At 67.7% G+C, this 17,770-nt stretch carries 21 protein-coding genes; 9 read left to right on the forward strand and 12 right to left on the reverse strand.

Translation table 11 applies throughout. From position 1 onward, the window contains the following. Window positions 1–382: 382 nt before the first annotated feature. The 6 genes from QX135_RS32070 to QX135_RS32095 form a co-directional block, all read right to left on the reverse strand. A complete protein-coding gene (locus tag QX135_RS32070) occupies window positions 383–634 on the reverse strand; it encodes a DUF3551 domain-containing protein (protein WP_316182623.1) in 252 nt (83 codons plus the stop codon). A gap of 297 nt (window positions 635–931) precedes the next feature. Further along, window positions 932–1,627, reverse strand: a complete 696-nt coding sequence (locus tag QX135_RS32075) for a VIT1/CCC1 transporter family protein (protein WP_315782639.1) — start codon at window positions 1,625–1,627, stop codon at window positions 932–934. A 60-nt stretch (window positions 1,628–1,687) separates the two neighbouring features. Next, on the reverse strand, window positions 1,688–2,236 hold the full coding sequence (locus tag QX135_RS32080; protein ID WP_315782641.1) for a cytochrome b: 549 nt from the start codon (window positions 2,234–2,236) through the stop codon (window positions 1,688–1,690). A 107-nt stretch (window positions 2,237–2,343) separates the two neighbouring features. Then, window positions 2,344–3,762, reverse strand: a complete 1,419-nt coding sequence (locus tag QX135_RS32085; RefSeq protein ID WP_316182625.1) for an ATP-binding protein — start codon at window positions 3,760–3,762, stop codon at window positions 2,344–2,346. Beyond that, window positions 3,759–4,424 carry a response regulator transcription factor gene (locus tag QX135_RS32090; RefSeq protein WP_315773329.1) on the reverse strand — a complete coding sequence of 222 codons (666 nt, stop codon included), beginning with the start codon at window positions 4,422–4,424 and terminating at the stop codon, window positions 3,759–3,761. The genes QX135_RS32085 and QX135_RS32090 overlap by 4 nt, the downstream gene beginning before the upstream one ends. Next, window positions 4,425–4,730, reverse strand: coding sequence for a PepSY domain-containing protein (locus tag QX135_RS32095; RefSeq protein ID WP_315738841.1), 306 nt, complete (start codon window positions 4,728–4,730; stop codon window positions 4,425–4,427). It lies immediately after the preceding gene. Between the two features lie 344 nt (window positions 4,731–5,074). On the opposite strand from QX135_RS32095, the gene QX135_RS32100 reads away from it, so the two are divergent. Further along, entirely contained in the window at window positions 5,075–5,344 is a 270-nt protein-coding gene (locus QX135_RS32100; protein ID WP_316182628.1) for a hypothetical protein, read from the forward strand. A 60-nt stretch (window positions 5,345–5,404) separates the two neighbouring features. Here QX135_RS32100 and QX135_RS32105 read toward each other — a convergent pair whose 3' ends face one another. The 4 genes from QX135_RS32105 to QX135_RS32120 all read right to left on the reverse strand — a co-directional run bounded on the left by QX135_RS32105 (window position 5,405) and on the right by QX135_RS32120 (window position 7,730). Continuing rightward, complete coding sequence (locus tag QX135_RS32105; protein WP_316182630.1) at window positions 5,405–6,109, reverse strand: MIP/aquaporin family protein; 705 nt, start codon at window positions 6,107–6,109, stop codon at window positions 5,405–5,407. Next, entirely contained in the window at window positions 6,106–6,633 is a 528-nt protein-coding gene (locus tag QX135_RS32110) for an arsenate reductase ArsC (RefSeq protein WP_316182632.1), read from the reverse strand. Before QX135_RS32110 ends, QX135_RS32105 begins: the two co-directional genes overlap by 4 nt. Next, entirely contained in the window at window positions 6,626–6,988 is a 363-nt protein-coding gene (locus QX135_RS32115) for a metalloregulator ArsR/SmtB family transcription factor (protein WP_315738847.1), read from the reverse strand. Before QX135_RS32115 ends, QX135_RS32110 begins: the two co-directional genes overlap by 8 nt. A 91-nt stretch (window positions 6,989–7,079) precedes the next feature. Beyond that, window positions 7,080–7,730, reverse strand: a complete 651-nt coding sequence (locus QX135_RS32120; RefSeq protein WP_316182635.1) for a Crp/Fnr family transcriptional regulator — start codon at window positions 7,728–7,730, stop codon at window positions 7,080–7,082. 76 nt (window positions 7,731–7,806) lie between these two features. On the opposite strand from QX135_RS32120, the gene QX135_RS32125 reads away from it, so the two are divergent. From QX135_RS32125 to QX135_RS32145, 5 genes are all read left to right on the forward strand, one after another. Continuing rightward, a complete protein-coding gene (locus tag QX135_RS32125; protein WP_316182637.1) occupies window positions 7,807–8,286 on the forward strand; it encodes a hypothetical protein in 480 nt (159 codons plus the stop codon). Window positions 8,287–8,389: 103 nt separating this feature from the next. Next, window positions 8,390–8,707, forward strand: coding sequence for a metalloregulator ArsR/SmtB family transcription factor (locus tag QX135_RS32130; RefSeq protein ID WP_315712726.1), 318 nt, complete (start codon window positions 8,390–8,392; stop codon window positions 8,705–8,707). A gap of 47 nt (window positions 8,708–8,754) precedes the next feature. Then, window positions 8,755–10,119 carry an NAD(P)-binding domain-containing protein gene (locus QX135_RS32135; protein ID WP_316182638.1) on the forward strand — a complete coding sequence of 455 codons (1,365 nt, stop codon included), beginning with the start codon at window positions 8,755–8,757 and terminating at the stop codon, window positions 10,117–10,119. Window positions 10,120–10,146: 27 nt separating this feature from the next. Next, complete coding sequence (locus tag QX135_RS32140; RefSeq protein ID WP_316234479.1) at window positions 10,147–11,334, forward strand: MFS transporter; 1,188 nt, start codon at window positions 10,147–10,149, stop codon at window positions 11,332–11,334. 161 nt (window positions 11,335–11,495) lie between these two features. Next, entirely contained in the window at window positions 11,496–13,070 is a 1,575-nt protein-coding gene (locus tag QX135_RS32145; RefSeq protein ID WP_316234480.1) for an EAL domain-containing protein, read from the forward strand. Between the two features lie 30 nt (window positions 13,071–13,100). On the opposite strand, the gene QX135_RS32150 is transcribed toward QX135_RS32145, so the two are convergent. Then, the gene (locus tag QX135_RS32150; protein ID WP_316234481.1) at window positions 13,101–13,529 is read right to left on the reverse strand and encodes a CHRD domain-containing protein; all 429 of its coding nucleotides are present in this window, start codon (window positions 13,527–13,529) and stop codon (window positions 13,101–13,103) included. Between the two features lie 189 nt (window positions 13,530–13,718). On the opposite strand from QX135_RS32150, the gene QX135_RS32155 reads away from it, so the two are divergent. Then, window positions 13,719–14,375, forward strand: coding sequence for a TetR/AcrR family transcriptional regulator (locus QX135_RS32155; protein WP_316182644.1), 657 nt, complete (start codon window positions 13,719–13,721; stop codon window positions 14,373–14,375). A 2-nt stretch (window positions 14,376–14,377) separates the two neighbouring features. On the opposite strand, the gene QX135_RS32160 is transcribed toward QX135_RS32155, so the two are convergent. Then, complete coding sequence (locus QX135_RS32160) at window positions 14,378–15,094, reverse strand: GntR family transcriptional regulator (RefSeq protein WP_315813272.1); 717 nt, start codon at window positions 15,092–15,094, stop codon at window positions 14,378–14,380. A gap of 174 nt (window positions 15,095–15,268) precedes the next feature. Here QX135_RS32160 and QX135_RS32165 point away from each other — a divergent pair, with 174 nt between their 5' ends. Both QX135_RS32165 and QX135_RS32170 read left to right on the forward strand, forming a co-directional pair. Beyond that, window positions 15,269–16,162: a VOC family protein gene (locus tag QX135_RS32165; RefSeq protein WP_316234482.1), complete on the forward strand. Its 894-nt coding sequence runs from the start codon at window positions 15,269–15,271 to the stop codon at window positions 16,160–16,162. A gap of 24 nt (window positions 16,163–16,186) precedes the next feature. Then, on the forward strand, window positions 16,187–17,737 hold the full coding sequence (locus tag QX135_RS32170; RefSeq protein WP_316230481.1) for a bifunctional 3-(3-hydroxy-phenyl)propionate/3-hydroxycinnamic acid hydroxylase: 1,551 nt from the start codon (window positions 16,187–16,189) through the stop codon (window positions 17,735–17,737). The last annotated feature ends 33 nt before the right edge of the window (window positions 17,738–17,770 follow it).

A 17,770-nucleotide genomic window follows, 5' to 3' on the forward strand; every position in this document is an offset into this window, starting at 1 on the left:
TTCACGCTTACTTCGCGATCTCCTCGGTGTACCGGCTTGTTAGTCACCGTCGCCCTCGGGATCATCGCCCGAAGACTTGGCGCCAGCATCGGGGCGCCAGGACCACGCGACTTCGCGTCCGCAAGCTGCCGTTCGTCCGCGCGAGTCGCCCCACGCTGCGGCATCCTACAGCCACCGCATCCCGCGCCCAACGTTCCGTGACGATCGCGAAGCGCCCCTCTTGAGGAGCACGGGATGGAGACAATCAAGCACGATTTCCGAAAAATGGCAACAGATTTATTTTTCTCAGAAATACAGACTGGTTCCGATCAGCCCGAGCAAGCATCGGCGGCGCGTGCCCGCTCCGTTGACGATTGGGGTCTTGTCAGTTCGCAATCGGCGCCTACCGGGGCGGCCGACGGCGGCTTGGCTCAGACGGGCGTTGTGCATAGGGGTTCGGCAAGCACATGGCCGACATGCCCGCAGCCCCCGCTCTACACGCCTCCCACGACCTGTACTGGCACGAGATTGTGCTGGAACCGCCCCACTCCCATGTCTGGAGGCACACCGGGTCAATGCCATCGAACCGTTGAGCTGCGGCCGGAGCGGTTGCAAGCACTGTGATCGAAGTCATGAGGAGAAGCGCGCGCATCATCACACATCATGGCACGAGGCTAATCAATCCGAAAGGGTCTGCCGGCGCGGCGATCTCGAACTCGGGCAAAGCCCTTTGCCGCAGACGACGCTGCCGTAGGCTGGGCAAAGCGACGCCAAAGGCGGCGCGTGCCCACCATCGGCGGCGCTGGGTGCGGGCGGTGGGCACGGCGCGCGCGAAAGCTCGCCCGACAAGGCCTCACCCCGGCGCGCCTTTGCCCACCCTACGGTCCCTCGTCAATCATGACCGGCCCGGTGACCTTCTTCCGAATGGCCTCGACCGCAATCCTGTCCCGCCCTACCCGAACAGATGCGCCAGCCAGAATGCCGCGCCGGCGGCGAGGCCGCCGACCAGCGCAGTCTGCAGCGCCGACTTGATCTTGTTGACGCCGGTGAAGTGGCCCTTGATGGCGCCGAAGATCAAGAGCGCGATGCCGGTTGCGACCACGGAGATCCGGAGTGCGGACGAGATGTCAGGCGCCAGCATGTAGGGGATCAGCGGGATCAGGCCGCCGATCACGTAGGAGCCGCCGATGGTCACGGCGCTGACCGGCGCGCGCTTCGGATCCGGGCGTTCGAGACCGAGCTCGAAGCGCATCATGAAGTCGACCCAGCGCTTGCGATCGGACGCGATGGCGTCGACCACGGTCGCCAAGGCCTGGCCTTCGAGACCATAGCCGCGGAAGATCGCCGCAACCTCCTCGACCTCGCGGCCGCGAAGGTGCTCGATCTCGTCGTGCTCCCGCTTCTCCTCGGCGGCATAATGCTCGGCGTCGGAGCGGGCGGCGAGATAACCGCCGAGCCCCATCGCGATCGCGCCGGCGACGACCTCGGCAAGGCCGGCGGTGACGATCACGTCGGTCTTGGCGACCGCAGCCGAGAGACCGGCGGCGAGCGCGAACGGCACGGTGAGCCCGTCGGCCATGCCGATCACGACGTCGCGGACGACTTCCGACGCGGTGAAGTGCTTTTCGATGTGCGGCGTTGCCGGCATGACGGCCTCCGATGGCGTGATCGACGGAGGCCTCTTAGCAGGCCCGGATGACAGGACCGATCACCGCAGTCCCGGCACCATCCGCCGCAGGGTGCGATCGTGCAGCCAGTAATGATGCAGCAGCGCCGCACCGGCGTGCAGGCCGATCAGGATCATCAGGCCATTGGCCAGCGCCTCGTGCATCTCCTTCATGTCGTGGGCGAAGCCGCGGTCGCCGACCCAGGGTGAGGCGATCTCGAACAGGCCGAACACCGGCAAGCCGTAGCCGCGGGCAAACTGGGTGACGATGCCGAGGACCGGAATGGCGAACATGATGCCGTAGATCAGCAGATGCGTGATCTCGCCGACGTGAACGGTCCACGCGCCGAATTTGGTCGCTTCAGGCGCCGGCGGCGGATCGGCCAGACGCCAGGCCAGGCGCGCGAGCGCAAAGCCCAGCATCGCCAGCCCGAGCGAGACGTGCATGAACAGGCCCGTGTCATGAGAGCCGCGTGGCAGGATGTCGCCGAGATGACCCGAGATCCAGGCCGCCGGCACCAGCACGGCGACGATCCAGTGCAGCCCAATCGCGACGGACCCATACGCCTTGGCGGAATTTCGAATACGCATGATCAGCTTCCTTCGACCATTGGGCCCCCCCGCGGTGGCAAGCCGCGTGGGGCGTCATGACCTGAGGCAATAGCTGACCGGGGGCGTCGCGCCGCTGACGCGGGATGTCAGCCTGCTGTCAGAATGGACGGCGCCGGGGTCGCCTGGGACATCGCGGGCTGCGGCCAGCGGAGCGCCGAGACGATGGCCGGCGCGATCGTGATCCTGGCGCCGCCCAGCTCGGAACGGCCGATCTGCAGCCGCCAGCCATAGGCTTCGAGCACGTCCTGCACGATCGCGAGCCCCAGCCCGCTGCCCGGCCCCTGCTCGTCGAGGCGGCCGCCGCGCTCGAGCACGCGGCCGATCTTCGCGTCCGGAATGCCCGGACCGTCATCCTCGACGATGACGATCAGAGGGGTCGCACTGGCGACGATGCGAACCGTGCTCGCCGCATGACGCGCGGCGTTCTCCAGCAGATTGCCGAGCACCTCGGCGAGATCCGTCCGATCCATGGCGACGCTCAGGCCCGGGGGCACCTCGCCATCGAAGCTGACATGGGCGGCCGCCGGCGTGCGGCCGAGCGTCCCGAGCAGCGCATTCACCAAAGGCGCGAGCTCGGTCGCGGCCTCCGGCCCGCCGCGGGCCTTACCGCGCAGCCGCGCCAGCGCCAGCTCGCGATCAACCTGCCGGCTCATCGCCTCGGCGACATCCTCGACGTTGCGCGCCAGCTCGAGCTGGCCGAGCTCCCTCAAGCGCGCGGCGTCGGCCGTGAGGGCGGCGAGCGGCGTCTTGAAGCCGTGAGCGAGATCGGCCGCACGGCTGCGCGAGCGCATGATCTCGCGCTGCTGCGCATCGAGCAACGCGTTGACCTCCTCGACCAGCGGCGCCACCTCGGTCGGCACGTCCACGGGGAGATGCTGGCGCCGACCGCTGCGGATCTCGGCGACGCCACGGCGCAGCACGCCGAGCGGACGCAGGCCGAGAGTGACCTGAACCGACGTGCCGACGGCGAGGATGACGGCCAGCACGGCGAGCGCGATCGACAGATCCTTGGCGAAGGTCAGCACCGCGCTGGTGGCACCGTCGAGGCCGTAGGCCACGGCCGCGCGCACGCGGATCTGGCTTTCCGGATTCATCAGGATGCCGCGCTCGGCCACCAGCACGTGTTCGCCATCCGGCCCGGCGAGCTCATGCTGATGCACGTCGCTCGGTCCAGGCTCGTCGATCGGCAGCGGCAGGATGGTGTCCCACAGCGAGCGCGAGCGCAGCAACTGGCCATGATCGTCCGAGATCTGCCAGTACAGCCCCGACAGCGGCACCACGAAGCGCGGATCGGCCGGCGGCCGCGCGACCACGATGCGCCCTTCCGCATCGACCTCGAGGCCGTTCAGCAATTGGCGCAGGTGAATGTCGAGATCGGAGGCGAGCGTCCGCGCGACGTGGCGCTTGAACAGCACGACCATGCCGAAGCCGGCGACGCCGAGCGCGACCAGCAGCGCGATGGTGCCCGCCGCCACCAGCCGCAGCCGCAGCGAGCCGAGCCTCATTCCGCCGTCTCCGGGATCATGTAGCCAAAGCCGCGGCGGGTCTCGATGATGTCGGCGCCGAGCTTCTTGCGGACGCGCCGGATCAGCACCTCGAGCGCGTTGGAGTCGTGCTCGTGGCCGAGGCCGTAGACGTTCTCCTCCAGCTCATGCTGCGGCACGACGCGGCCGCTCTGCCGCAGCAGATAGGCGATCAGCCGGTATTCGAGCTGCGACAGCGTCACCGGCACGCCGGACAGGCTGACCTTCATCTGGCGCTCGTCGAGCGTCAGGTCGCCGGACGAGAGCACCGGCGCCGCACGGCCGGCGGACCGCCGCACGATCGCGCGCAATCGCGCCAGCAGCTCCTCGTTGCGAAACGGCTTCGGCAGATAGTCGTCGGCGCCGGCATCGATGCCGTCGACCCGCTCCGCCCAGCTCGCGCGCGCCGTCAGGATCAGCACCGGCATGTGTCGCCCCGCGCCGCGCCAGCGCTTCAGCACCGACAGGCCGTCCATGCCGGGGAGGCCGAGATCGAGGATCACGGCGCCATAATCCTCAGTGTCGCCGAGAAACCAGGCCTGCTCGCCGTTGTCGGACGTTTCGACCAGATAGCCCGCCGCCTGCAGCGTCCGCACCAGGTCGGACGCCAGCCGCGGATCATCCTCGACCAGCAGCACACGCATCTACTTTTCCTCGATCCGTTCGATCTCCCCGCTGCGCGCATCGACATAGACCTCACGCACGCGGCCATCGCGGCCGATCACCCGAAACTCATAGCGCCAGCGACCACGCAGGCGCTCGACATCGATCCCCATCACGTCGCCGGCGACCCGGCCACGCAATCTCGGCAGGATCTGCGACAGCGGCAAGACGTCGCCCGCCTCCACGGCATGACGCATGGCATCACGGCGCTCACGATCATCCTCGCGCGCCACCGTCGCCGCGGACGCAGCCGTAGAGATCAGCATCGCAGATGCCGTAATGCGCATGAACCGTCCAATTTGAGGCAAATGCATGATCCTTCCGGGGCCTGACGCCGTCATCTTCAGAGATAGTCGTCATTCGTTGCGCTCTCGCCACTGGTTCGAATTGCGGGGCACGAATTGCGGAGCATTCGCAAATGCTAACGAGGTGGTGCGGATGATAGTTTGAACTTCCGATGTCGGAATTGCGCATCAGACAGATGCGGGGGTGGAAACTCGCACAGGATCGGCATCCTGCCCGAGGCAAGCTGACTCCCCGCTGACACGACCCGACAGGATGCCGTCAGTCTCGTTGCAGCATGATCGCGTCAGGACGGAGCGAGCCGGGGGCGGTGAGTTCGGAGACGAGCATGCGTAAGACGATGACATTGGCAGCCGTGCTGGCGGGGCTGGGCGGCATCTTGGCCATGTCACAAGCCAGCCGGAACGCGGCGCCCACGCTGGTGCCGGTGGCCCGTGCCGGTGACGGCGGTCTTGGAGCTGGTCTTGGGGCTGGTCTTGGGGCCTACCCGCATCTTGCGGCGCTGCATGCGCGGGCCGAAGGCCTGTCGCTGAGCTATGAGCCCGCCCGCAGGGAGCGCGAAGGCGACGACGACGATCAGGACGAGCCCCGGCGATGAGGCAAGCGATGTCCTGACGGCGCGCCCGGCCGGGGCGCCCGGCGCCGAACCCGCGGCGGTCTACGCTTGCAGCTCCGCAATGCCCGCGGTATCGCGCGTCCGCGACGGAGCGAACAGCCACATCAGGAGCAGCACGCCCGCGACCGCACCGCAAAGCTCGGCGAGAATGAACCCGGGCAGATCGAGCGGGCGAATGCCGGAGAACGTGTTCGTCAGCGAGCGCGCGATCGCGACCGCAGGATTGGCGAACGAGGTCGACGCCGTGAACCAGTAGGCCGCCGTGATGTAGAGGCCGACGAGCCAGGGCACGGCTGCACGCTGAAAGCGTAGACCGGCGATGATGACGACGATCAGCCCGAAGCTCGCTACCGCTTCCGCCAGCCATTGCGCGCCGCCTGTCCGCGCCTTGAGCGATGTCATCACGACGGGAAGCGCAAACATCAGATGCGCCGTCATCGTGCCGGCGATGCCGCCCACGATCTGGCTGCCGACATAGGGCGCAACCTCGCGCGCTGGCAGTTCGCGCCGTGCCGCGAAGACGAGCGTGACCGCCGGATTGAAATGCGCGCCCGAGATCGGACCGAGAATCGTGATCAGCACGACGAGGATCGCACCTGTCGGCAGCGTGTTGCACAGCAGCTGCAACGCCACGTCGGTCGTGAGGCGCTCCGCCATGATCCCGGAGCCGACCACCGTGGCCACCAGGATCGCGGTACCGAGCGCCTCGACGACGGCGCGGCGCGGCAGATCGAAGCTCTCCATCATCCGGCCCTCGGCGTCGGCTGCGCCGCGCCTTCGGAGCGGCCGATCTCGCGCAGCCGCGTGCCGAGCGACATCGAATCGATGCGACCGAGCGGCAGATTGATGAAGGCGTCGATCCTGTTCTTCAGATAGCGGAAGGCGGTCGTGAACGCCGCGAGCTTCTCCAGCTCCGTGCCTTCGGCCGCCGCCGGATCCTCGATGCCCCAATGCGCGGTCATCGGTTGCCCCGGCCAGATCGGACACGCCTCGCCGGCGGCGTTGTCGCAGACGGTGAAGACGAAATCCATCGCCGGCGCGCCGGCGACGGCGAACTCGCTCCAGCTCTTCGAGCGCAGATCGTCGGTCGGATAGTCCATGCGCACGAGCGTCTCGAGCGCCAACGGATGCACCGCGCCTTTCGGCGTGCTGCCGGCCGAGAAGGCGCGGAAGCGGCCGGCGCCGTCCTTGCGCAGAATCGACTCCGCCAGCACCGAGCGCGCCGAATTTCCGGTGCAGAGGAACAGCACATTGTAGACGCGGTCAGACACGATTCTTCTCCTTGCGCTTGGGCGGACAGCAGGGGGTGAGGCTTGCGACGACGGGCGCGCAGACCTCCGGTCGGCCGCCGCAACAGTCCTGCAGCAGAAACAGCGCGACCTTCTGAAATTGCGCGAGGTCGATGCGGTAGACGATCGATCGGCTGTGCCTGATCGAGCTGACGAGGCCGGCGCGCGCCAGCACGGACAGATGCGCCGACAGCGTGTTCTGCGGCACCTCCAGCAGACGCGCGAGCTCGCCGGCCGGCAGACCGTCGGGCTCGTGCTGCACCAGGGTGCGAAAGGCCTGCAGGCGCGTCGGCTGCGCCAGCGCCGCCAAGGCCAGAACGGCTTGCTCATTTTCCATATATCCAGAATTATCGATATATAGAGTCGGCGTCAAGGCCGACGAGCTCGAATGGTCGTTGCCGACGAACGGAGACGACGCGCCCGAAGGCTCATCGCAAGCGCAGACGGGTGCCGTCGACGATGAGCTCGCCATCCCGTTCCATGCGTGCCAGGGCACGATAGAGCGCCTCATGGGTGACGCCGAGCTCGGCGGCCCAGTCCTTCTTCGACCGGCCGAGCTCGACCTCGCCGCCCTCCCCTTCGGTCTCGATGAAATGCACGATCCGCTCGCGCGCCGTCTTCAGGCTGAGCCGCTCCGACTGCGCCCGGACCTTGCGCAACTCGCGGGCGAGATGATCGCACCATCGGTCCCCGATCTCGGGACGACGCAACGCTTCGGCGAAGGCCTTGCGGTCGATCGCGAGCAGCGCTGAATCCTGCGCCGCGACGGCGTCGCAATGATACGACGCCTGATCGAGGCTGGCCTCGGCGAGAAAGCCCCGCCGCGCACGCTGCAGGATGATGTCGTCGCCGGCGCGCGAGCGGCGCAGCAATCGCACCTCGCCGGTCAGCACGAAGAACATCGCCCGCGGCCGATCGCCCCGACAGAACACCGTGCCCTGGTGCGGCACCTGGATGTGCCGGGTCTGCAACCGCGCGGCCGCCGGCAGAGCGGCAAGCAATGGCGACAGCCGTGCAAGGGCGCGCCAGTCGAGCGGCGGGCGCGTACCCTCGGGCGGGAGATGGATGATCCTCGGCATATGATCAGGATCATATGTGCCGCCGGCTGCGCGGTCTAGGGAAGACGTCACCGCATTCGCTCAAATGGAGGTCCTCATGCGCCTGCGTCTTGCCGCCATTGTGCTGGCCTTCGTTGCGTCCGCCGGCATCGCCACGGCGCAGCACCACGGCCATCACGACCACGGCGGCCACGGGGCGCTTCCGCCAGACCCGCGCGAGCGGGTGGCGTTTCCGCCCGATCTCGCCGAGCACACCCTCGCCAACATGCGCGACCATTTGCTGGCGCTGCAGCAGGTCAACGACGCGCTGGCGGCGGGCGAGCCGGACAAGGCCGGCCAGATCGCTGAGCAACGCCTGGGGATGAGCTCGCTGCGGCTGCACGGCGCCGCTGAGGTCGCCGGGTTCATGCCGCAGGGCATGCAGGAGGCCGGCACCGCCATGCACAAAGCGGCGAGCCGGTTCGCCATCGAAGCGCAGAATGCGGGCGTAACCGGCGAGCTCAAGCCGGCGCTGAAGGCGCTCGGCGAGACGATGGCCGCCTGCGTCGGCTGCCATGCCGGCTACCGGCTGAGATAGCGCGCCGGACAACCGACCACGCACGGCGCGCGCTCATGGATATTTCCAATATTCTAGAAATATCGTTTGACTCCGGCGGGCCGCATGCCGCATCCTCCACATCATGAAGCTCGATGACGCCGCTGCCCGCCTGGAAGCCCTTGGCAACACCACGCGCCTGAAGATCTACCGCGCGCTGGTGCGCGCCGGGCATGCCGGGATGCCGGTCGGCCGGCTGCAGGAGCGGCTGAAGGTCCCGGCGTCCACGCTGTCGCACCACGTCAAGACGCTGGTCGCGGTCGGGCTGATCTCGCAGATGCGCGAGGGCACGACGCTGGTCTGCCATGCAGAATACGACGTGATGCGCTCCCTGCTCGGCTTTCTGGTTTCCGAATGCTGCGTCGAGGAGCGCGACTGCGGCACCGCGAGGCCGGCCGCTTGATGATCTCGCCTTTTAATTCGATACTTCTAGAAGAATAGGAGGAGTACATGACGGACGCCAAGAGGGTCGCGATCATCGGCGCCGGCCCGGTCGGGCTGGCGGCAGCGGCCCATGCGCTGGCGCGCGGCCTGAAGCCGGTCGTGCTGGAAGCAGGTCCGGAAGCCGCGCATGCGGTGCGGCAATGGCAGCACGTCCAGTTGTTCTCGCCGTGGAAGTACAACATCGATACAGCGGCGGCGCGGCTGCTCGCTGCGACGGGATGGAATTCGCCCGAGCCCGAGGTCTATCCCACCGGGCGCGAGTTGATCGAGACATATCTGGCACCGCTCGCGACACGCACGGAGCTGCGCGACGTCGTCAGGACCTCGCATCGCGTCACCGCGATCAGCCGAGCCGGCTTCGACAAGGCCAAGTCGAAGGGACGCGCCGATGCGCCGTTCGAGATCCACATCCACAACGGCAAGGGCGAGGCGGCGCTGCAGGCCGACGCCGTCATCGATGTCTCCGGTGCCTGGTTCTCGCCCAATCCTGCAGGCCACGGCGGGCTGCCCGCGCTCGGCGAGGCCGCGCATGCGGCGCGCATCGCCTATGCGATGCCGGACGTCCGAGGCGCGCAGCGCAGCCGCTATGCGGGCAAGGCGGTCGCGGTGCTCGGCGCCGGCCACTCGGCGATCGGCACCTTGATCGATCTGGCCGCGTTGGCCGAGGACGCGCCGGGCACGCAGGCGATCTGGCTGTTGCGCAGCGACGATCCGGCGAAGGCGTTCGGCGGCGGCAGCGCCGACGAGCTCGCCGCGCGCGGCGAGCTCGGCCTGGCCTTTGCCGCGCTGGTGCGTTCGGGCCGCATCCGGCTCGAGACCGGTTTCGGCGTCACGGGGATCACCGATGAGGACGGAAAGTTGCAGATCATCGCTGCCGGTGACCGCAGCGTCGGCGCGGACGAGCTGATCGTCGCCACCGGCTTCCGTCCCGATCTGTCGCTGCTGGCAGAGCTGCGCCTGCGGCTCGATCCGGCGATCGAAGCGCCGGAGGCGCTGGCGCCCCTGATCGATCCGAACGAACATTCCTGCGGCACGGTGCGGCCGCATGGCGCGCGCGAGCTGGCGCAGGCCGACGAGCCCGGACTCTACCTCGCCGGCATGAAGAGCTATGGCCGCGCGCCGAACTTCCTGATGATGACGGGCTACGAGCAGGTCCGCTCGATCACCGCTGATATCGCCGGCGACAAGGCCGCGGCGCATCGCGTCGAGCTGAAGCTGCCGGAGACCGGCGTCTGCACCCGCGGCGGACTGGAGAGCATTGCAGCCCTGCCCAGCTGCTGTGGCGGACCGGCGCCGTCCGGCGTAGACAGTTGCTGCGCCGATGATGCCAAGGCCAAGGAGGCTGGCCACAGCGGCTGCGGCTGTTCGTGACGTAGAGCCAAGCAGAGGTTTAACGGAATGCAGGCACGACGGCTGGGCGTGGTCATCGCTCTCGGCACCGCCCAGACGCTGGCCTGGGGATCGAGCTACTATCTTCCCGCCATCCTCGCCGACCCGATCGCCAGGGATCTCGGCCTGTCCAACAACTGGTTCTTCGGCGCGTTCTCGGCCTCGCTGATCATCTCCGGCCTGTTGGGTCCGCGCATCGGCCGCCAGATCGACCGCGTCGGCGGCCGTCAGGTGCTGTGCGCCTCCAACATCGTGCTGGCGATCGGGCTGGCGCTGCTCGGCCTGTCGCATTCGCTGTGGGTGATGGCGCTGGCGTGGCTGTGGCTCGGCGTCGGCATGGGGCTCGGCCTCTATGACGCCGCGTTCGGCGCACTCGGGCGCATCTATGGCAAGGATGCGCGCGGCGCGATCACCGGCATCACCCTGCTCGCGGGCTTTGCCTCGACCGTCGGCTGGCCGCTGAGCACATGGGGGCTCGCGACGATCGGCTGGCGCGAGACCTGTTTCGCCTGGGCGATCGCGCATCTCGTCATCGGCCTGCCGCTCAATTTGTCGCTGCCGCGGGCGACCGCGATGGCGCCCGGCGAGATGCCGACGGGCAAGCCCAACATCCCGCTCGACCGCCCGATGGTGCTGATCGCGTTCGCGATGGCGGCGGCCTGGACGGTGACCGCGGCGATGGCGGTGCATCTGCCGCGGCTGATGCAGGCGTTCGGCGCGACGCCGGCGCAGACGCTGTTCGCAGGCATGATGATCGGGCCGGCGCAGGTCGCCGCGCGGGTGTTCGAGGCCGGCTTCCTCAGCCGCTTCCATCCGCTCGCCTCGGCGCGGCTCGCCTGCATCACCCATCCGATCGCCGCCGTGACGATCGGTCTGTTCGGCGGCGGCGCCGCGGCGGCCTTCGCGCTGCTGCACGGCTCCGGCAACGGCATCCTGACAATCGCTCGCGGCACCCTGCCGCTCGCGATCTTCGGCCCCGTCAACTACGCCTACCGGCTCGGCCTGATCGGGGCGCCGTCACGGATCTGCCAGGCCTTCGCGCCGCTGCTGTTCGGCCTGCTGATCGACGGGCTCGGCCGCGGCGTGCTGATCGTGTCGGCGAGCCTCAGCCTGTCGGCGCTCGCCGCCTTGATGCTGCTCCCGGCCGGGCGCGCCGAGGCGGCGGTGCCGCGCAGCACGACCGACAAGGCGGCTTGAGCCGGTAGCACTTCCTTAACCAGCTTTCTGCGCCCACAGCCCAACCTGCCGCTGCGGACGGGCATCCTGGGGCGCATATACGGAAAGTTGAAGGTTGGATTGAAGGATACCCGTGGTCATACGGGGGTGTTCACCACACGATGGCATTGCAGCGCAAACACATGCTTCGTGTCGGAGCGGTGGCCGCCTGCGTCGGGATCTTCCTGGCCGGCGCCGATTTGGCCGTGACCGCGCTGATCGGCAACCAGACCGCGCGGCAGCTCAGCGAGCTCAGCAAGGTGGCGTTGCGCCGTTCCGAGGCCGCGATCGACTCGGCCGGATCGATCCTGAACCGCCTGATCGCGAAAGGACCGATGGATTGCAGCGCCGTCGCGCTACAGGCGCTGCGCCTTCACGTCTATCAAGGCACCATCATCAAGGACATCCGCACCGTCGATCGCGGCGGCGCGGTCGAGTGCGCGGCCTATTCCGAAACGCTCGAATTCGACAATGGCTGGGCGCGGCGCGACGAGATGTTCAAGTCCGCCGACGGCGAGCTGCGGCTGTTCCGCGTCGAGCAGTTCACCGGCGCCGCGTTCGGCGTGATGCGCGACATCGACGCGCAACGGTCGCTGGCGGCGATCCTGCGCATCGACGGCAACCTGCTGGACGTGATGCCGGTCGGCCTGCGCGCCGAGAGCAACGTCACCCTGACCCTGCCCGATGGCGAGCAGGTGGCCGGCTATCAACCCGAGACATTAGCCAAGACGCCGGCGCAGACCGTCGCCTTCACCACCGTGTCCGACCGCTATCCGCTGCAGGCCACGATCCATGTGCGACCGCAGAGCCTGAGCGCGCGCCGCGACCTCGCTTATCTCCTGACGATGCTCGCCGCCGGCACGCTGGGCGGCATGTTCGGCCTGCTGCTGGCGAGCTATCTCAGCCGGCCGGTGGACCCAGTCGCCGAGCTCGACCGCGCGCTCGCGGCCAACGAGTTCAAGCCCTATGTGCAGCCGACCTTCCGACTGAAAACCGGCGACATCGTCGGCTGCGAGATCCTGGCGCGCTGGGAGAAGCCGGACGGCCGGCTGATCCCGCCGATGAGCTTCATCCCGCTCGCCGAGAGCACCGGCCGCATCGAGAAGCTGACCTGGCAGCTTCTCAAGACCGCCTTGCGCGAGCTGCAGCCGGAGATGAAGCAGGACAAACTGTTCAAGCTGTCCGTCAACATCACCCCGCGCCATCTGCTCGGCGACCGCTTCATCGACGATCTGCGTAACACGGTCGCGTCGTCATCGGTCTCCCCCCGCCAGGTCGTGCTCGAGGTCACCGAGCGCGAGGAGCTCGCCGATCTCGCCAAGGCGACTGATGTCGTGAAGGAGCTCAGCGAGCTCGGCTTCCGCGTCGCACTCGACGACGTCGGCATCGGCCATAGTGGCCTGTCCTATATCCAGCGGCTGGGCGCGCGCATCCTGAAGATCGACAAGTTCTTCGTCGACGCGATCACCCGCGACCAGTCCGCCATCGTGGTGGTGCAGATGCTGGTGGCGCTGGCGCGCGAGCTCGACATGTCCGTGGTCGCCGAGGGCATCGAGCATCAGGAGCAGGTCGATGCGCTGATCGCCTGCGGCGTCGAGGAAGGCCAGGGCTATCTGGTCGCGCCGCCGCTTTCGCTCGGCCGCTTCAAGCAGTTCCTCGACGTGCGCCGGGCCTCGGCCGTTCCCGGCCAGGCCGGCGAGCCGGAACTGGCCGCGTGACGGCGAGCCCGCGCGCGTCGGGCACACGCCTCACTGCCTGGTCATCTGTCCGCGGATCTCGCCGCCCGGGTTCGCCTGGGTGTGGACGTTGGCGTACCATTTGCCGGCCAGCAGATCGGCCGCCTGCGCATCGGTGATCACGGCGGAGCCCGTGATCGGCGGCTCCGGGCTCTTGAACGGCAGCACGATGCCGGCGTTCTTGCCGGGCTCGCTGGGCCCGTGGAAATGCGCGCCGATCGGCGGGCCGCTGAGGCCAGAGAACGTGACCTTCCAGCTCAGCGTCTTGGTCGCGGTGTCGAAGCTTGCTTCGGCCACGCCCGACGCGGCGGACGCGTTCGGCGGCACCTCGTTGGCGGCCTTGAGTTCAGACTTCAGAACGACGGTTTCAGCATGAGCGAGTGGCGCGGCCGCGACGCAGGCGACGGCGAGCAACGCCAAATGAACGAATGTCCGTCCCATGGTTTTCCTCCTAAATCGTTTTGTGCAGTCTCGGTGTTCGAGACCCCACGGGCAAGCCGATATTCCGTGGAACGCGTTAACAGCCCAGGCATGGGCAGCGGCCCAGGCCGCGTTGATTGAACAATCCCGACCCCTGTGCCAAACAGGACGGGAACACAAAGGCCTCGAAAGAAAGCCATGGCGGATCGAATGGTTGCTTCCAGGACGGCGCGCGGCAAGGTGGGGCGGCCTCCGCTCGAACGTGCCGGCGAGGTCGAGGAGCGCATTCTCGACGCGGCAAAGACCGTGTTCCTCGCAAACGGCTTCGAAGGCGCGAGCGTCGACGAGATCGCGCAGACCGCGCGCGCCGGCAAGCCGACCATCTACGCGCGATTTCCCAGCAAGGCCGCGCTGTTCGCGGCCGTCATCGGCCGCCAGGCCGCGCGCAACACGCAGTATGAGAACCTGGCGCCGCAGGGCCGCACCTTCCGCGCCCGGCTGATCAGCCTCGGGCTCACCTTGATCGAGCGCGCCTTCGTCGAGGACACGATCGGCCTGATGCGCACTGCGATTGCGGAAAGTCCGCGCTTTCCCGAGCTGACGCTCGAGATCCAGGACACGGCGCGCAAGCGCGCCACCTGCAATGTGAGCCACGCGATCGGCGAGCTGGCGCGCGCCGAAGGTCTCGCCGGCAAGGGCGCCTTCTCGGCCGACCGCATCGAGGACAGCGCACGGATCTTCCTCGATCTCGTCGTGTTCGCCGTGCTGATCCGCAGTCTGCTCGGCGAGGACATGCGCGCCCTGAAGAAGGAAGCCCAGGCGCATGTCGAGAAGCGCGTCGACTTCTTCCTCGCCGCGACGACGTGATCCTAAATCTTTTTGTCCTTGCGCAGCTCCGGAAAGATCGTCTCGTCCTGCAGGATCACGTCCGCGGTGCGCTGATAGTGCGCCGTGAGCAGCGCAACCGCGCGTTCGGTGTCGGCGTCGAGCACGGCGTTCACGATGTCGGCGTGCTCGTCGCCGACGGGGCGTGACGGAAACGCCTTGCGGATCGACAGCCGGCGGTAGCGATAGAGCTGGTCGGCAAGCTGGCCGCAGAACGCGATCAGCGACTGCGAGCCGCAGTTCGAGATCAGGACCCGATGATAGATCCAGTGCAGCCTCTCCCACTCCGGATTGTCCTCGAACGTCGTCGCGCTGAGCGAGCGCGGCGCGCGGCTGAGCCGATGCTGCGCCAGCACCAGTTGCTCCTCCCAATCAGGCGTCGCCGCCGCCATCGACTCGCGCAGCGCCAGCGCCTCGACCCAGCAGCGCGTCTTGGTCAGCTCGGCGAGCTCGGCGCGGCTGATGTCTTTGACGTAGAAGCCGCGCTGCTCGCGCACCTCGACCAGTCCGTCGGCAGTCAGGCGGTTGAGCGCCTCGCGCAGCGGCGTCTGCCCGGTCTGATAGGTCTCGGTCAAAAACCGCATCTGCAGCTTGCGCGACGGCGCCAGCCGGCCGGACAGCAGGTCCTCGCGCAGCCGGTCATACACATGACTCGCCTGCGTCGACGGGCCCTGCCCCTCGGCCTCCAAAACCGCATCCACGTCCGGTCTCCTCTGAATCAGACGACATATATAGAGCCGGGCCACACAACATAAAATTTATAAATTCTTATTGATTTCGATTTTTTCTGTAATAAAAGGGACGAGCCGGTTTCGCCGGCCATGGACAGAAACGTCGCGCGTCCTCACCCGGGCATCGCGCAGGAGGACACGCTTATGACCCGGTTTCCGGTCGCGGCTCTGCGCAGCGTCGATCTGGGCACGCCCGATCTCGCGCGTTCGGAAGCGTTCTATCGGCAGACCTGGGGGCTGGAGCGCGTCGCAGAGGCCCACGGCGTCGCCTATCTCCGTGCGACCGGCAGCGACCATCACGTCGTGGCGCTGCACCGGAGCGAGCGCACCGAGCTGCAGGCGGTGACATTCCGCCTCGCCGATTCCAGTGAATTCGATGCCATCAGCCGCAACGCCATCCATGAAGGCGCGACGCTGATCGCAGCGCCGGCGCCCAACCCCGGCCCCGACGGCGGCGTGATCATGAGCCTGCGCGGCCCCGAAGGCGGCGTGCTGCGCTTCGTTCATGGCGACATCAGGCACGACGCCAAGCCGCCGCGGCCCGAGCTCCCGGAGCGGCTCGCCCACGTCAACCTCAACAGCACCGATGTCGATCGTTCGGCGGCATTCTACCAGAAGGCGCTCGGCTTCCGCCTGACCGACCGCTCCGCGGCGATGGCCTTCGTTCGCTGCAATTCGGACCACCATGCCGTCGTGATCGCTGCGGCGAAGGTCAACGGGCTCAACCACGTCGCCTTCCTGATGCCGACCTGGGAGGGCGTGATGCGTGGCGCGGGCCGCATGATCGATGCCGGTCATCCGATCGCCTGGGGTGTCGGACGCCACGGCCCCGGCGACAATGTCTTCGCCTACTTCATTGATCCCGTCGGCACGGTCATCGAATACACCGCCGAGGTGCTGCAGGTCGACGACGACTACGTCGTGCGCGGGCCGGAGCATTGGGTCTGGCCGCCCGGCCGCACCGATCAATGGGGCATCGCTCCGCCCAAGGCCGAGCACGTCAAGGCCGCGCAGCTCGCGGTCGGCTACGCCGCCTGACTCATTCTCCAACTCCGAGTTTCCATGTCCGCCACGTCAGATCACAAGCATTTCGAGGCCGTCATCATCGGCTTCGGTCCGACCGGCGCCATCGCCGCGAGCCTGCTCGGCACGCAGGGCATCAAAACGCTCGCGATCGACCGCGCTATCGACATCTACGACAAGCCGCGCGCGATCGCGCTCGATCACGAGATCATGCGGCTGTTCGACAATCTCGGCATCGCCGAACAAGTCAGCCGCTACGTCGCGCCGTTCCCCGCGTCCGAGCATTTCGGCGCGCAAGGGCAGTTGATCCGCCGCATCGACATGGTTGGCGAGCCCTATCCCCTCGGCTACACGCCGAGCATGGTGTTCACGCAGCCGCCGGTCGAACAGGTGATGCGCGATCGTGTTCACCGCTGTCCTTCCGTCACGGTCGAGCTTGGCACGACCTTCGTCGCAATCCGGCAGGATGCAACGGCGGCGACCATCACGCTGCAGCGGGCGGACGGCACGATGCGCGAGGTCACCGCGGACTATGTCATCGCCTGCGACGGTGCCTCGAGCACCGTGCGCCAGCAGCTCGGCATCAGCTTCGACGATCTCGACTTCGACGAGCCGTGGCTGGTGGTCGATCTTCTCGTGAATGACAGCGGCGTCAGCAAGCTCCCGGCCACCGCAGCCCAATTCTGCAATCCCGCGCGTCCGACCACCTACATCATCGGTCCCGGCGACCATCGTCGCTTCGAGATCATGCTGCGAGCGGGGGAAGACCGCCAGGCGATGGAGCAGCCGGAGCAGGTCTGGCAGCTGCTGTCCCCCTGGCTCTCTCCGGACGATGGCGAGCTGTGGCGCGCGGCGAGCTACCGCTTCCATGCGCTGGTCGCGCGCCGCTGGCGCCAGGGTCGTGTCCTGCTCGCCGGCGACGCCGCGCATCAGCAGCCGCCCTTCATCGGCCAGGGCATGTGCCAGGGCCTGCGCGATGCCGCCAATCTGTGCTGGAAGCTCGCGCGCGTGTTGCGCGGACAATCGACCGCGGCCCTGCTCGACAGCTACGAGATCGAGCGCAGCACGCATGTGCGCGAGCTGACCACGCGCATCAAGGCGATCGGCCGCGTCATCTGCGAGCAGGATCCGGAGGCCGCAGCGGCACGCGATGCGCGTATCCTTGCCGAAGGCGGCGGCGTGCCGCGCACCATCACCCGGCAGGAGATCGTGCCGCCGCTGACGCAGGGATTGCTCGCGACCAAGGCAAACGCGGCCAATGGCACGCTGTTTCCGCAGCCCTGGATCGTCGGTGATGGCGGGCGTGCCCTGCTCGATACCGTCGCCGGCACCGGATGGCGGCTCGTCCTCGACCGGCGGGGTGCGCTGAACTCGAGCTCGATCGACGCTGCCACCCGCGACGCCGGGATCAGTGTGATCGTCATCGGCGGTCACGGCTTGCACGAGGAGAGCGCCGTCGTCGCACGCTGGTTCGAACGCCACGGCTGCAGCGCCGCGCTGGTGCGACCCGACCATTATGTCTACGGCGTCGCGACGGACGCGCCGGAGCTCGCCGCGCTGCTGAGCGAGTTGAACGAACGACTGCACTAATCAAAACAAGAGACTATCAAACGGGGAAACGCC

The organism is Bradyrhizobium sp. SZCCHNR1098 (assembly GCF_032489375.1).
GTDB lineage: Bacteria > Pseudomonadota > Alphaproteobacteria > Rhizobiales > Xanthobacteraceae > Bradyrhizobium.

Excerpts from the sequence above, each read along its gene's own strand:
- QX135_RS32130 (WP_315712726.1), top strand. The coding sequence starts at position 8,390 with ATGAAGCTCGATGACGCCGCTGCCCGCCTGGAAGCCCTTGGCAACACC.
- QX135_RS32100 (WP_316182628.1), top strand. The coding sequence starts at position 5,075 with ATGCGTAAGACGATGACATTGGCAGCCGTGCTGGCGGGGCTGGGCGGC.
- QX135_RS32170 (WP_316230481.1), top strand. The coding sequence starts at position 16,187 with ATGTCCGCCACGTCAGATCACAAGCATTTCGAGGCCGTCATCATCGGC.
- QX135_RS32135 (WP_316182638.1), top strand. The coding sequence starts at position 8,755 with ATGACGGACGCCAAGAGGGTCGCGATCATCGGCGCCGGCCCGGTCGGG.
- QX135_RS32150 (WP_316234481.1), bottom strand. The coding sequence starts at position 13,529 with ATGGGACGGACATTCGTTCATTTGGCGTTGCTCGCCGTCGCCTGCGTC.
- QX135_RS32095 (WP_315738841.1), bottom strand. The coding sequence starts at position 4,730 with ATGCGCATTACGGCATCTGCGATGCTGATCTCTACGGCTGCGTCCGCG.
- QX135_RS32140 (WP_316234479.1), top strand. The coding sequence starts at position 10,147 with ATGCAGGCACGACGGCTGGGCGTGGTCATCGCTCTCGGCACCGCCCAG.
- QX135_RS32165 (WP_316234482.1), top strand. The coding sequence starts at position 15,269 with ATGACCCGGTTTCCGGTCGCGGCTCTGCGCAGCGTCGATCTGGGCACG.
- QX135_RS32070 (WP_316182623.1), bottom strand. The coding sequence starts at position 634 with ATGATGCGCGCGCTTCTCCTCATGACTTCGATCACAGTGCTTGCAACC.
- QX135_RS32090 (WP_315773329.1), bottom strand. The coding sequence starts at position 4,424 with ATGCGTGTGCTGCTGGTCGAGGATGATCCGCGGCTGGCGTCCGACCTG.
- QX135_RS32085 (WP_316182625.1), bottom strand. The coding sequence starts at position 3,762 with ATGAGGCTCGGCTCGCTGCGGCTGCGGCTGGTGGCGGCGGGCACCATC.
- QX135_RS32075 (WP_315782639.1), bottom strand. The coding sequence starts at position 1,627 with ATGCCGGCAACGCCGCACATCGAAAAGCACTTCACCGCGTCGGAAGTC.
- QX135_RS32120 (WP_316182635.1), bottom strand. The coding sequence starts at position 7,730 with ATGCCGAGGATCATCCATCTCCCGCCCGAGGGTACGCGCCCGCCGCTC.
- QX135_RS32080 (WP_315782641.1), bottom strand. The coding sequence starts at position 2,236 with ATGCGTATTCGAAATTCCGCCAAGGCGTATGGGTCCGTCGCGATTGGG.
- QX135_RS32125 (WP_316182637.1), top strand. The coding sequence starts at position 7,807 with ATGCGCCTGCGTCTTGCCGCCATTGTGCTGGCCTTCGTTGCGTCCGCC.
- QX135_RS32105 (WP_316182630.1), bottom strand. The coding sequence starts at position 6,109 with ATGATGGAGAGCTTCGATCTGCCGCGCCGCGCCGTCGTCGAGGCGCTC.
- QX135_RS32145 (WP_316234480.1), top strand. The coding sequence starts at position 11,496 with ATGCTTCGTGTCGGAGCGGTGGCCGCCTGCGTCGGGATCTTCCTGGCC.
- QX135_RS32115 (WP_315738847.1), bottom strand. The coding sequence starts at position 6,988 with ATGGAAAATGAGCAAGCCGTTCTGGCCTTGGCGGCGCTGGCGCAGCCG.
- QX135_RS32155 (WP_316182644.1), top strand. The coding sequence starts at position 13,719 with ATGGTTGCTTCCAGGACGGCGCGCGGCAAGGTGGGGCGGCCTCCGCTC.